Source organism: Ardenticatenales bacterium (genome assembly GCA_020634515.1).
Taxonomy (GTDB): domain Bacteria; phylum Chloroflexota; class Anaerolineae; order Promineifilales; family Promineifilaceae; genus JAGVTM01.
The window spans coordinates 1-13,712 of record JACKBL010000007.1; the positions used below are offsets into that span (position 1 = coordinate 1).

At 52.2% G+C, this 13,712-nt stretch carries 13 protein-coding genes; 12 read left to right on the forward strand and 1 reads right to left on the reverse strand.

The annotated features are described in order from the left end of the window. Nucleotides 1-102: 102 nt before the first annotated feature. The 8 genes from H6650_17580 (at nucleotide 103) to H6650_17615 (ending at nucleotide 7,140) form a co-directional block, all read left to right on the forward strand. Nucleotides 103-615, forward strand: a complete 513-nt coding sequence (locus tag H6650_17580; protein ID MCB8953821.1) for a hypothetical protein — start codon at nucleotides 103-105, stop codon at nucleotides 613-615. Between the two features lie 15 nt (nucleotides 616-630). Further along, nucleotides 631-2,589 (forward strand): trypsin-like peptidase domain-containing protein, encoded by a 1,959-nt coding sequence (locus H6650_17585; protein MCB8953822.1) that lies wholly within the window; start codon nucleotides 631-633, stop codon nucleotides 2,587-2,589. Next, the gene (locus H6650_17590) at nucleotides 2,579-2,932 is read left to right on the forward strand and encodes a hypothetical protein (GenBank protein ID MCB8953823.1); all 354 of its coding nucleotides are present in this window, start codon (nucleotides 2,579-2,581) and stop codon (nucleotides 2,930-2,932) included. Before H6650_17585 ends, H6650_17590 begins: the two co-directional genes overlap by 11 nt. Before the next feature lie 111 nt (nucleotides 2,933-3,043). Next, complete coding sequence (locus H6650_17595) at nucleotides 3,044-3,604, forward strand: hypothetical protein (GenBank protein MCB8953824.1); 561 nt, start codon at nucleotides 3,044-3,046, stop codon at nucleotides 3,602-3,604. A gap of 10 nt (nucleotides 3,605-3,614) precedes the next feature. Beyond that, complete coding sequence (locus H6650_17600) at nucleotides 3,615-4,328, forward strand: hypothetical protein (protein ID MCB8953825.1); 714 nt, start codon at nucleotides 3,615-3,617, stop codon at nucleotides 4,326-4,328. A gap of 5 nt (nucleotides 4,329-4,333) precedes the next feature. Then, a complete protein-coding gene (locus H6650_17605; GenBank protein MCB8953826.1) occupies nucleotides 4,334-5,053 on the forward strand; it encodes a restriction endonuclease in 720 nt (239 codons plus the stop codon). A 36-nt stretch (nucleotides 5,054-5,089) separates the two neighbouring features. Then, a complete protein-coding gene (locus H6650_17610; protein ID MCB8953827.1) occupies nucleotides 5,090-5,992 on the forward strand; it encodes a hypothetical protein in 903 nt (300 codons plus the stop codon). Between the two features lie 407 nt (nucleotides 5,993-6,399). Beyond that, nucleotides 6,400-7,140 carry a CAP domain-containing protein gene (locus H6650_17615; protein ID MCB8953828.1) on the forward strand — a complete coding sequence of 247 codons (741 nt, stop codon included), beginning with the start codon at nucleotides 6,400-6,402 and terminating at the stop codon, nucleotides 7,138-7,140. A gap of 80 nt (nucleotides 7,141-7,220) precedes the next feature. Here the strand turns inward: H6650_17615 and H6650_17620 are convergent, their stop codons facing one another. Next, entirely contained in the window at nucleotides 7,221-7,862 is a 642-nt protein-coding gene (locus H6650_17620; protein ID MCB8953829.1) for a redox-sensing transcriptional repressor Rex, read from the reverse strand. Nucleotides 7,863-8,324: 462 nt separating this feature from the next. On the opposite strand from H6650_17620, the gene H6650_17625 reads away from it, so the two are divergent. From H6650_17625 to H6650_17640, 4 genes are all read left to right on the forward strand, one after another. Beyond that, complete coding sequence (locus H6650_17625) at nucleotides 8,325-9,836, forward strand: efflux RND transporter periplasmic adaptor subunit (GenBank protein ID MCB8953830.1); 1,512 nt, start codon at nucleotides 8,325-8,327, stop codon at nucleotides 9,834-9,836. 423 nt (nucleotides 9,837-10,259) lie between these two features. After that, a complete protein-coding gene (locus H6650_17630) occupies nucleotides 10,260-10,988 on the forward strand; it encodes an ABC transporter ATP-binding protein (GenBank protein MCB8953831.1) in 729 nt (242 codons plus the stop codon). A 9-nt stretch (nucleotides 10,989-10,997) separates the two neighbouring features. Then, entirely contained in the window at nucleotides 10,998-12,257 is a 1,260-nt protein-coding gene (locus H6650_17635) for an ABC transporter permease (protein MCB8953832.1), read from the forward strand. Nucleotides 12,258-12,457: 200 nt separating this feature from the next. Then, the gene (locus H6650_17640; GenBank protein ID MCB8953833.1) at nucleotides 12,458-13,684 is read left to right on the forward strand and encodes an ABC transporter permease; all 1,227 of its coding nucleotides are present in this window, start codon (nucleotides 12,458-12,460) and stop codon (nucleotides 13,682-13,684) included. The last annotated feature ends 28 nt before the right edge of the window (nucleotides 13,685-13,712 follow it).

Consider the following 13,712-nt stretch of genomic DNA (forward strand, 5'->3'; position numbering starts at 1 on the left):
TTTTATGGGGTATCAGGAAGAATGGATTCAAGAGACATCCTGGATTATAAAATCAAACTATATACCCGAAGTGAATGCTTGAGGTACCTGGAGAACAGTCCTTTGACGTTCTCACAGCTCGGAAAAGAATGTTTCTGGATGCTTACTGGGGGACATCCCGGACTAATGCAATTGCTAGTACATTATCTTTATGAGACAGCAAAACAGGAGCATTCCTCAGGCAATCAGGCGCGGGCGGGGTTTGTTATTGTCTCAGAGGTGAAACAAACTGTAAATGACATCCTGTCGGATCCGATGAGTTCTGATTACATTCAACATTTGCGCTCCGAATTTCATCCAGATGAATTGCGATTAATGGAGACGCTAGCCATTAACAACTACATGTTCTCGGGCACATGTTTTTTTCGACCAGACAGATTATCTAAGCCTGCTGGATGGGTTGGAATTGATAGTTTACAAGCCCAACTCCAAAAAGATCATGGATATCAAGAATTGAACTTAAGCATTAAAGACCTGCTGGATCGGTTGGTAGATAAGGAGGTTTTTGAGGTAGAAGCTACTGGTATCGTACGCTGGCGGATTGGTTTTTTCTTTAGCATGATCTTGTATTATTGATTGGGAGTATTTAAGATGAACGCCCCCTTCGCTCTTCCAAAAACGCCCTGGCGACGATCTTTGACCATGCCGCGCCCCTGGTTTTTTGTTGGCAAAGACGAGGATTCTCGGAAACAAGCGATAGATGCTATTAAGCAGAAACTGATAAAACTCCTGGAATCCCGCCAAATGATGAATTCGGTGCATTCAGCAGGCGATTTTGAAAATGGCAATGAAATAGTATTGGTAGATTCGCTTCATTTGGCAGGTAGTTCGGGAATCGGCAAAACAGCACTGATAGATGTCGCAGTTGACGCAGTTTTTCACGAACAAGAGGGAATTGGATGGTATCAATTTGGTGTAGTTTTGATTTCAGGCCTTTATAAAGCTGAAGCTGTACATCAAAATGGTAATGAACTGTTAACTAAACTAGTTGAAAGTGCAAGAGCGCAACTACTTGAAGAGCGAAGTCTAGACAAGGACGTTCGTCGAAGTGAAGACACTAATAACAGAGATCAGTCCTGGCAAGCCGCATGGAATGGGACCATAAAAGAATTAAGCAGGAGAAATTATGTCCTCTTGGTTATCGTCATTCAGTCTGTTGGTGGCAAGCGCAGTCAATTGGAACAAGACCTGAAAGGAGTTTTGCCCTTCATTGGAATGAAGGTTGAGAATATTGGGCTGCTAATAATATGCGAAACTCATGATGAAAAAAGTATTGAGATGCCTAGTATTATCTCAAATGTACAGCGGAGTCATACTGCACAATACTTTCCTGAAGAGCCTCAGGTAAGCAGCCCTCACCGAAGCAATCATGCTAGTCGCACCAAGCCAATAATCATCAAAAAACTATCAAGAAAAAATGTCATGGACTTCATTTGGGTAAAGGATACAGGATATAGAAGACCATATTACGACGGGAGCGGATTGCTATTTTATCTAAGAAGAGTGTGGATTAGCTGGGTTGTTCAGCAATTTGCAGGGAGACATCCACTGCTACTCCACATGATTTGTTATAAATTAGACTTGGCTTTCCAATCCAACAATGAGTGGGGTTGGAATCGTCTGAGGAATGTTTTAATTAATTCTGTGGAAGGTGATATTTCAAATCAACGACATGTGGAATACTTAAAAGAGAGCCTTAGGTGGGTAAAAAGAGATCTCAAAGCACTGGATAGGTACACGTGTAAAACGGCTTGGCGCTGGCTAAAAGAGCAAGGGTTAGTAAAGTGGAATCTGGCAGCTCAGGAAGTCTGTGTATCAGTGTTTGTTGACGATGATGATGTATGGAATCGACCTTCAACTATCAAATCCTGGTTAAGAAAATTCAACGTTCTAGGAGATGGAATCTTGGACTATCCAACTGATATCGGCCAAGACGAAAGATACAATCAAGCAATATGTGCTGTTTTAGGAAATAGCGGAAGTAAAATCGGTACAGGATTTATTGTAGAATTCGAAGGTGATATTTATGTGGTAACTTGTGGACACGTACTCTCCGCAAGCAACTGGAATGACAGAACAGGTCAAATTGAATTATTGAATGGTTTCAAATCTTCTGTCAAAGTGATTCTTTTTGATAAACCCAACTCGGACCAGGAAGGCGCTAATAGGACAGCTTCGGAAGATATTGCTGTTTTGGAGATAGTGAATGCTTCCATTGACAGAGATGGTATGCCAATGTTTATTCCAAGTTACTTGTCGAGCAAAAACCGTTGCCCTTGCCACTTTTTTGCGGGCTATGCGCAAATCTCCTCCAAACGCTGGCAGAAAAATGTGCGTTCCGGAAATGAGGCAGGGTCGGGAATGATTGAACTTGTGCTTCAATGCCCTGAAAAGGATCTCAAGGGGTCCAGTGGTGCACCCGTATACTGGGGAGCTAAAGAATACATTATTGGAATGGTGCGAGCACATGATCTAGAAACCAAAAACGCGTATTTGATACCTGCACATGCCATAGTACAAAAGATTGAGGAGGCAAAACATGCCAAATAACTTCGTGCCGATTGAAACGGTAGAAGGAAGTGTTATTTGGGTAGAAGTAGCAGCAATTGACCGTTCTGGACAATTTACATTGACCGCAGGGCCAGGGGAAAGGGCTTTAAGGGGATTCAGTGAGACTGTGGACGCACTTAATCAAAGTGCACAATACATGCTCGAAACACTGAAAAGACTTTCCCCAAGTGAAATCGAAGTAGAATTTGGCGTTACAATAGGGGTTGAGGGAGGAACGCCATTTTTCGGCCTAGCTAAGGCAAGTGGAGAAGCAAGTTACGTCATCAAAATGAAATGGACTAACCCTGATTTGAAAAGGGGTGACGAAGCCGAACAAACATAATTCATGGGACTTTTGCTATCTTGCCTAAATTTCTTTGCTTTACTACTTATTATCCTGCCGGCATTTTCCTCTACCCTCCGCTGGTTCCAAAACGGTAGCAAAGCGGAGCGAATGCCACTTGGCATCTGGGGCAACAGTCTGCTCCTGCTCAGCACCTTCTACATCCCCTGGCTCAACCTCAATCCATTGAAATACCTGGGGTTGGATTGGCTGATCGATGTCGCGCCACCCCTGTTGGCAATGGGGCTAAAGTTGTTGCGCACCGAGCGGTTGGGCTTTCTGGGTAAGTTTTTTGACGTACTGGGACCCATCTTTGGCCCCCCTGGTTGGGCAACGCTGCTGTTGACGGCCCGGTGGCCCATGATGTTATTGATGGGGCCGGTGGTTGGGGTCACAGTCGTGTTGGGTTATATGGTAGCCGTGCGCCCCCGGTGGAAAGGTGCCGGCATTCCCTTGCTCATATCTTCCGGCCTGGCTTTCCTCATTCTGTTTTACAATTTGCCTACCATTGACGGATTGGGGGAGCGTAGCTTCCCCAGCTTGTTTAGCCTGGCCGTTCCGCTGGTGGGGGCACAGATTGAATGGGGCGGCCCTTTGATTATGTTCGCTGGCTTGTGCCTGCTCTTTTTTGCCGGGGCGCGGAGTTCTGCCGGCATTACCTCCAGCGAATAAGAGAGTGATTATGGGGACTATTGAGCGTAGGCTGCTGGCTACTGGCCTTCTTTTACTAACTTTGGGACTGTTCTTGCCCTGGGTGCGGATGGAGCCTTTACCCAAACGACATGATAACTTGCGCCAGATCGGGAAATTGGTCGCTTCGCCCAAGTGGCCGGAAGAGGCGAGGGAACTGTTAGGGGAAAAGGGATTAACTGCCGGCATGTCCCCGGATCAGATTTGGACGGCTATCGGAAATGCCGGCCATGCCAAAGATTTTTCCCTGGTAGATCGCCGGCAATCATTGCACAGTTGGCATTTTTTAATGGGAGATGTACCTCTTCTTCTGCGAGTCACTGTGATTGTGCTGCTAATCTGGTTTCTAGTCTCGGTAGTTTTATTGGTGAAATCATTTGGCAACAAGTCACAAAATACCAGCCAATGGCCTGAGGATTTTACAAACAACGATGCCTCCGTCTCTAGCAAAATGCCCCCCCCACCCTTTATTGGTTCGTTGCTGCTTTTAGGTCTCTTTGCCTTGCAGCTCCCCTATCTCGATACTTTTGGTTACAGAGGGGATTTCTCCATGGCCTTGCTGGATATTTTGACTGGGGCCAGGGTGGCATTGGCCCCGAGGTTGATTGTCCCGCTGGGGCTCTTCCTGATTATGCTGGCTGGAGTGGATACCTTTTTCAACCGGCGCCGCTCTTCTAAGGTAGCCAGTAATTACGGCCTGGAATAAAGCATATGGCTATCCCAACCTGGAAGTTGATTTTGGAAAAGGCTTTGGAGCAGTTGAACCAGGGCGGAAAGGATGGCACAGAGGCAGAATGGTTATCGTTCTTTGATATGGTCGTCCCTGTGGATGTTCATCTGCTGCAAAAGGGGCTGACCGCCTTTGGGGCTGGCCTGCTGGAGCAGAAAGGAGCGCCCAAACAAACCCTGGATGAGCGGATTTTGTTTGAATTTGGCCGGGGGGTGTTAAAAGGGATTCAAAAGCTGGAACAAAACCGGGCCACACGTCAGCGGCAGCGGGACCGTATCGCCCAACTGCCCCCGGTGACATCGGTGGCCAAATTGCGCAAGTTGTCGCCAGAGGATTTTGAATATTGGACGGCGGCTTATTTCGAACGGTTTGGTTTTAAGAAAGTAACGGTCACCACTTTTTCGGCGGATTTTGGAGTGGATGTGCATATGACCTGTCCCAATGGGAAGAAAGCGGTGGTACAGTGCAAAAACAAGGTGCGTAGCAGCAAGCCGGTAGGCAGCCCTGTGGTGCAGCAAACCTATGGGGCAATGAAATTGTTGGATGCAGAGATGTGCTATGTAGCTACCACCGGCATCTTTTCCGAAAAAGCTAAAGAACTGGATAAACGGGCTGATATTGCGCTGCTGGATGGAGCCTTTTTGGTGTCGGGACAGCGACCTTCTGGCAGTCGAAAACGTAGAGTCATTGGTTCTTTATAGAAGCAACTCATATTCGAGTTCTGGGAGGAAAATCTAATGGGATATGATGATTTTGGTGAATACGATAGCTTTTATGGAGAAAGTCCCCGTAAAAAGCGAGTTCCTAAACTGGTTCTAGGAGGGATCGTCGGCCTTTTTCTGATTCTGGCGGTGATACTACTTGTTTGGAGAGGGGGGCGTTCGAACGATAGCAATGATGGAGACGGGGGAATTTCTCAGCTATTCACGCGGTCCACCCCTATTCCTACCCCTTTGCCCACCGTAGATGCTCATCTAGCCGCCCAAACCTTGACAGAAGCAGCCAAACAATGGACAGTGCGCCAAACCATAGGGGTTGACTGTCTCTTGAGCGTGTGTAATCAGCGAGTCTATTTGGACGTTACCTTTTTCCATGAAGATCTGCTGGAAGCAATTGTCCTCAATAATTTTGCTAATCAGTCGCCCACCGAGTATGACCAAGAGTTGATCTCGTTGCAACAAAGGTTGCAGGTACAAGGCCAATTACCATTCTTGCTCCAGGTAAGGGTCGGGGGACGCACTGGCCCGCTTCGTTCTAAAATGCTACTTGGCCCCATGGAAGAAACGACCAGCCTGATTACGATGCGGCGCACTTCATATGCACTTGCCGATTGGGACGGTTTTACCCTGGACCGTCCCCTTGATTTGACTCCTCAGACGCAGCATCAAGGTTATCTCTTTTTCCCACGGATCGATGCAAGCAATCAACCTGTGGTGGATTTTGCAGGCGACCGCTCTTTCCGGATAGAACTCCGTGTGAATCCAGAGTTGTACTCCGACAAAGAGGTGGTCGTTTGGAATTTTCCCCTGCTCGACGCGAGCGCTCCATCTGATGCAACTACTTTCCCGGAAGAGGATATTCCCTTGGAGGAAATTGTCAATATCGTGGAAACTATTATTCAATTAGCACAAGGACAGTGATCTTAAGGCAGCATATGTTTCGTCGCAAAAAGAGAACGGACGAGTATGATTGGACGCTTGCTGACTTAGAAGAGGATACGTGGGATAGTTGGGAACGACCGACACGTCATCGGTTATGGATTCTTCTTGTTGCATTACTAATCTTGATTACGGGAGGAATGGTCAGCGGTCGTTTGCTGTATCGCAAAGTATCAATGGCAGGGTACTACGGGAGCGGTGAGAGGGAAACTGCCGGCATTTCTATGCTTGCATCTTCCTCAGTATCTACTTCAGTTGTTACGCCAACTCCCATTCAAAGCCTGCTGTTGTCTCCAACACTCCCTCCTGCTGTTGCCCCTTTGTCTCTGTCACCCCCCCCCACGACCCAGACAGATCATGGCTACGATCCCCAGGTCTTGCAGGAGTATATGTTAAACTTGATCAACCAGGATCGGCAAACTAATGGATTGCAGCCAGTAGCTTGGGATCAAGTCGCAGCAGATGCTGGTCAACGACATGCAGAGGATATGTTAGCGTGGGGCTATTTTAGCCATTGGAATACTCAGGGGTGGGGACCAGACCATCGCTATTCTCTTGCCGGCGGGCAGCATGCGGTGATGGAAAATCTGCACACATTTAGTTATGTCTATGCAGATGGTCGTGGTGTCGCTATTGAGGATTGGCCCGAGGTAATTTGGAATGCACAAGCGGGATTGATGAATAGCCCCGGTCACCGGGCCAACATCCTGGATCCGGCCCATACCCATGTGGGCATTGGCATGGCTTATGATCCAGATGCCGGACAGTTTCGGCTGGCGCAGGAATTTACGAACCACTATGTCACACTGGATACGCCTTTGCCGGCATCAGCGCCACCAGGCAGCCGCTTACAGTTGCAAGGACAAGTCAATGGGGAGAACCTTTCTCGACTCTTGTTTAGTCTGGCATATGAACCCTTTCCATCTCCCCTTTCGCTGGAGGAACTGGCGCAGCGTAGCACCTACATGTCGTCGGCGGAATCCGTTGAGGTTCGTGGGCTGGAGATGGTTTTTGATGAGGTAACAACTCTGGGAGACCCGTCAGGACTGTACCACATACGCCTGTTCGTAGATATTGCCGGACAACAGGCATTGGTTTTGGACCACATTGTTTCGGTAGGTACGCCCTAACAGATTGTTGTGTTTTCCGAATTCAGCTTTGGCGTATTCCTGCGTTCATATAGAGGTTGGCTCATTTAGCAAACTTATGCCTACGACTCCAGGTAGTAGGTCATGCGTTGGAGTTGGATGACGGGGTCGCTGTATTGGACGTGGACGTGGGGGGGGACGGTGAGGTTGATGGGGGCGTAGTTGAGGATGGCGCGAATGCCGGCATCTACCAACACATCCACCATCCCCTGCGCCGCCACTGCCGGCACGGCCAACGCCGCAATACGCGCCTGCTCCCGCCGCACCGTCTGCCCCAACTCATCAACATGCCGCACCGGCAACGCGCCAATCATCGTCCCCACCTTCCCCGGATCATTATCAAACACCCAGGCAATGCGGAAACCCCGGTGCTGAAATCCATTATAGCTGGCTAGCGCATGACCCAAATACCCCGCCCCCACCAGCACCACCGGCCACTCCTGCTGTAAATGCAGAATCCCCCGCAGTTGCTCAATCAGATAATGAACGTGATACCCCGTTCCCTGTTTGCCAAATTCACCAAAATGGGACAAATCCTTGCGAATCTGCGCGGAACTAATGCCCAGTCGCTGCCCCAACTCGTGCGACGAAGTCGTTCGCTTTTCCCCCTCGGCGGCCATGTGCGTCAGCGCCCGCAAGTAAATTGGCAGGCGGCCAATAACAATATCGGGTATTTCCTCAGTCACGGGTTGCTCATTCTCCATTTTCTAAATTCAACCATGCGCGTTTCCTACTTCGCCGCACATCTCTGCCTGCCGCCAAAATGCAATAATCACCCCTACAAAGGACCACGACCAATTCCCCACATAAAGCCCACGCCACCGTTGTTCGATTTGATTCGTTAAGGTTTTCACAATTGTATCACATGAGTAATCGGACAGCGACCAGAGCTATCGGTTGTCCCAACAACCCGTCACTTCTCTGGCATCTACGACAGAATATGTGATAATTTTCACTGGTTGCTCTATAATCTGACCTTGCGTAGCTGGCGGCGGCATTGGCGCGGGAGTCGGCGGTAGGATATTGGCTGCTGGTCGTCATGCCACGCTGTTAATGACGCCGTTTCACATTTTCTGGAGTTGCCCGCAACGGTCCTTGCGGCAAGCCTCCCCTCAGTACGCCCGTTGACGCATAGCGCGTTTGCGGGCACGACTTTAGGAAGATCAATGCGACGTGTACTCACTGTTCTTGTCATTATTCTGATCCTGGGTGCTGGCGGTTATTACATTTACCGCCAGAGACAGGCGCAACAAACCCCCGTGATCGAGGTTTTACGCCAGGAAGCCGTGCAAGTTGGCACCATCACGGCCACGGTGAATGCCACCGGTTCCATTGAGCCGGAAGCGGAAGTGTCCATGACGTTTGGAATTGCCGGCACAATCAAAGAAGTCAACGTCGTCCGTGGGCAAACCGTCTCCGCCGGCGACGTGCTGGCAACCCTGAACACCGACGAACTGGCCCTGGCCGTGCAGCAGGCCCAGGATGCCCTGGAAGTGCAACGCCTCACGCTGGAGCAACGAAAAAACCTGGCCCCCAGCGCCGCCACCCTGGCCACCTCCCAGGCCGACATCGACGCCGCCGAAGCCAACAAAGCCGTCGCCGAAGGCAACCTGGCCGCCGCGCAGGCCACCTTGCAGCAAGCCATAGCGCAAAAAGCGCAGCTCACCAGCGACCCCACCAACTCCGAACTCGCCGCGGCCCAGGCCGACATTTCTTCCGCCTATGTGCAGCAAAAATTGTGGCAGGATCGCTACGATCGCATCATTCAAGGCGAGATTCTCGGTTGGGCGGAGGAGGAAGCGCGCGCTAATCTGGACGCGGCAAATAAGGCGTATGCAGCTTCCCAGGCGCGCCTGGCCGATTTGCAGGCGGGTGCGCGCCCGGCGGACATCCAGGTGATGAACGCTGCCATCGCCAGTGCCCAGGCGGCCGTGCAGTCGGCGCAGGCTGCCGTCGAAGTAGCCAACGCAAATATCGCCCGCGCGCAGGCCGCCTATCAGAAACTGCAAGAGCCTGTGTCCCAAGATGACCTGGCAATTCTGGAAGCACAGGTGAGGAGCGCCGAAACAAATCTGGCGCTCACGCAACTTCGTTTTGAGCAATCCCGCATTGTGGCCCCCATCGATGGCAAAGTCGCCACGGTGCTGATCAGTTCCGGCGAACAGGCCCTTCCCGGCTCTCCGGCAATTGTGATTGTCAATGAAGGGGCTTTCCACATCACCATCAATGTGGATGAAATCGACATTGATCAGATTGTCGTCGGACAACAGGTGGACATTACCCTGGACGCTATCGCGGATGTGACGGTTGCCGGCACAATCTCCGACATCGCCCCCACCCCCCAAACCGCCGGCGGTGTCATCACCTACCTCGTCACCATCAACATCACCGACTTGGGCGGCATCAACCTGCGCCCCGGCATGAGCGCCAATGCCTCCATCGTCGTCAACGAAGTGGACAACGTCCTCACCGTGCCTAACTGGGCCATCCGCCTCGACCGCGAAACAGGCGACGCCTACGTCATCGTGCAGCGTGCCGAGAATAACTTCGACGAAGTCAAGATCATCACCGGACTGCGCAACGAGCAGTACAGCGAAGTGGTCAGCGGCCTTTCGGCAGGTGACGTTGTAGTCGTCACCAACCAGCGCGATACCTTCACCATTTTTGGCGGCAACTGATGGTGATGTTCGCAGACCTGCCAACCTTCCTGGAATCTAGCAGGCTGTCGGAGATGCCCTACTGCTTCTCTTTTGTAACCGTCCGAAAATAGCTTCACACTTTTTACGGACGGTTGCTGACAGGCTGTCCGCACATTTCCGCTAACTTAATAGCGGACAGCCACCTAGGACACGGATGAACGCGGAAAAACGCGAATTCAGTCTCTCTTGGCCGTGAAAATCCGCGAAATCTGCGTTCCATCTTTCTTTTTCCGGTAGGTTGCCAGGTCTCAGACCATAACTGTCTCATGGCAGCTTTTAGGAAGATGATGCCGACCTTCCTGGAAGCTCAATTTCGGACCAAAATCGTCTCATGGCAGCTTTCAGGAAGATGAATACCCACGAACAACTATGAGTAATTCAAAGCAAAATGGGCCTCGCCCCATCATCACCGTTCAAGAACTGCGCAAAGTGTACGACATGGGCGAACACAAAGTGTATGCCCTCAATGGCGTTTCCTTTGAAGTGTTGGAAGGGGAGTTTGTGGCCATCATGGGGCCGTCCGGGTCAGGCAAATCCACAATGATGAACATGTTGGGGGCGCTGGACACCCCCACCAGTGGCATATATATGCTGGATGGCACGGACGTGAGCAAGTTAAGCGATAACCAACTCGCGGCGGCGCGGAATCAGAAGATCGGTTTTGTGTTTCAGAACTTTAACCTGCTGCCGCGCACGCCGGCCATTAACCAGGTAGAACTGCCCCTCATTTATGCCTCAAAAGGCAATCGGATGCAGCGGGCGCGGCAGGCATTGGAAATGGTTGGCCTGGGGGAGCGGCTTTATCACAAACCGAGCGAACTCTCCGGTGGCCAGCAGCAGCGCGTCGCTATTGCCCGCGCGCTCGTTAATGAACCCTCGCTGATTCTGGCCGACGAGCCAACCGGTAATCTCGACAGCAAGTCGGGCACGGAAATCATGCAGATTTTCCAGCAGCTTAATGGCGAGAAGGGTATTACCATCATTTTCGTCACTCATGACCCCTGGATCGCCCGCCACACCAAACGGGTTATTACGCTGGCGGATGGCAAGATTCGCAGTGACGAGAGGATTAACACGCCCCTGGTCGCCGGTGAGTCCACCCGCCCCTCGGATACGGTTCTGGTGCATTAAGCCAACCCTATGAAAATCGTACAAAGTTTTCGTCTGGCCCTCGTAGGGCTTTCCGTCAACAAGCTACGCTCCTTCTTGACCATGCTGGGCATCATCATTGGCGTAGCCGCTGTGATCACGCTGCTTTCCGTGGGGCGCGGCGTGCAACTTTTCGTGTCCGCGGAGTTTGAGGGGTTGGGCAACAATCTGTTGTTTGTCTTTCCCGGCAAGTTTGTCCCCGGACAGAATCGCAACCCGGTGACGGGACGATTGGCGCCGGTGGGCAATGGGTTAACGACTGACGACTACCTGGCGCTTTCTGACCCCGCCCGCGCACCCAGCCTTAAGCTAGTCGTGCCTGAATATGGCCGCTACTCCTCGGTGACGCGGGATCGCTACACGGCGCGCACGCAGGTGACCGGCTCGACGCCTGGTTTTACCGAGGTGCGTAATTTCAGCGTCTCCGATGGGAATTTTTTCAGCGATCAGGATGTGGATTCGGGCGTCCGCGTAGCCGTTCTGGGACAGACCGTTTACCAGGAGCTTTTCCCCAATGGCGAGTCGCCCATTGGCGAATCTATCAAGATCAACAATGTGCCTTTTCGCGTGATCGGCCTGTTGGCGGCGAAGGGCGGTTCCGGGCTGAATGACCAGGATGATGTGGTGCTGGTTCCTTTGACGACGGCGCAGCGTCGCCTGTTTCCCGCCCGCCGCTCCGATGGTAAGCTGCGCCTGGACCGCATTGTGGCGGAGATGTTTGACCCAGCGCAGCAGGACCTGGCGATTTTCGATATTCAAGAGGTGCTGCGGCAGACGCATAAGATCAACTACCGGGAGCAGGATGATTTTTCCGTCCTCAGCCAGGAGGAGATTTCTAATGCATTTGGGCAGGTGGCGACGATTCTGACGATATTTTTGGGCGTGATTGCCGGCATTTCTCTTCTCGTCGGCGGCATCGGCATCATGAACATCATGCTCGTCTCCGTCACCGAACGCACCCGCGAAATCGGCCTGCGCAAAGCCGTCGGCGCCCGCCGCAACGACATCCTGCTCCAATTCCTCGTCGAAGCCATGACCCTCTCCCTCCTGGGCGGCTTCTTCGGCATCATCTTTGGCATCTTCGGCGCGCGCCTCATCGCCCGTTTCTCCGACACCCTGCAAACGTTTGTCGCCTGGGATTCCGTCTTGCTGGCAATCCTCTTCTCCGCTGCCGTTGGCCTCTTCTTTGGCATCTACCCGGCCACGCGCGCCGCCGCGCTCCGCCCCATCGAGGCGCTGCGGTATGAATAATGAAGGTTCACCTTCCCGGAAGCTGCCTGAGACGCCTCTGGACCTGAAATCGACCTTCCGGGAAGCTCACAACCACGGCAAGGAGTCGAAATAATCAATGGATGAATGGCCGAATAGCTAATAAGGATGCCCGCAGACCCCGGTTAACCATTCAACAATTCAACTGTTCAACCATTAATTATCGTTTTTAGATTTGACCCATGAAAATATTCGAAAACATCCGCATCGCTTTGCGCGCGCTGGCATCCAACAAATTACGCGCCCTGCTCACCATGCTGGGCATCATGATCGGCGTGGCCGCCGTGATCACGCTTCTCTCCATCGGCGACAGCGTCACCCGTTTCGTTACCGATCAGTTCATTGGCCTCGGTTCCAATCTCGTCTTCGTGCTGCCCAGCGACGATCCTGACAGGCTGGAATCCTCCCTGACCATGCGCGACGCGGAGATGTTGAGCGACCCTGCGCTGGTTCCCGACGCAATCAACGTGGCTCCCGTCCTTGTCGTGAATGCCGATTTGCAGTATGAGGGCAATGTGTACCCCAATCAGCTACGCGGTAGCTCGCCTTCCCTGCTCCCCATGCGCGGCTACGAAATTGAGCGCGGGCGCGCCCTGGACGAAAATGATTATATCAACCACACGCGCGTCATTGTGTTGGGCAAGGATGTGGTGGACAGCCTGTTCCCCAGCACGGTCGATCCGTTAGGCGTAGACATCAAAGTTAATGGCATCACGTTTGAAGTGGTCGGATTGCTGAAGGCTAAAGGAGCGGGACTGTTTGGCAGCGAAGACGATATTTCCATCGCCCCGCTGACTACAGTGCAAGACCGCCTCGCCAATCGCCGTAACCCGCGCACGGGGCAGCCGCTGCTAGACCTGATTATGATCCAGGCGCTGGATAGTGACGGGGTGAACAACGTTGTCGTGGATACGGCGGATGTGCTGCGTCAATCGCATCAGATTGACTTCCGCGCCGAAGATGATTTTCAACTGCTGACGCAGCAGGATTTCCTCAGCGCCTTTAGTCAGGTGACGGGCGTGCTCACGTTGTTCCTGGGGGCGATTGCCGGCATTTCCCTTCTCGTCGGCGGCATTGGCATCATGAACATCATGCTCGTCTCCGTGACGGAGCGGACGCGGGAGATCGGCCTGCGCAAAGCCGTTGGCGCGCGTTACGGCGACATTCTGGGGCAGTTCCTCACCGAAGCCGTCGTCCTCTCCATCGTCGGCGGCCTTTTGGGGATTGGCCTCGGCTTTCTCGGCGCCATCGGCGTGCATCTGGCCGTGCCCGACCTGAACACAGCGGTGACGCCCGCTTCCATCATCATGGCCGTGGGCTTTTCCGTGGTGGTGGGCCTGTTTTTCGGCATTTATCCCGCTTCGCGGGCGGCGGCGCTGCATCCGATTGACGCGCTGCGCTTTGAATAATCGGCAAAGAAACCGGGTTTTTTGGAAA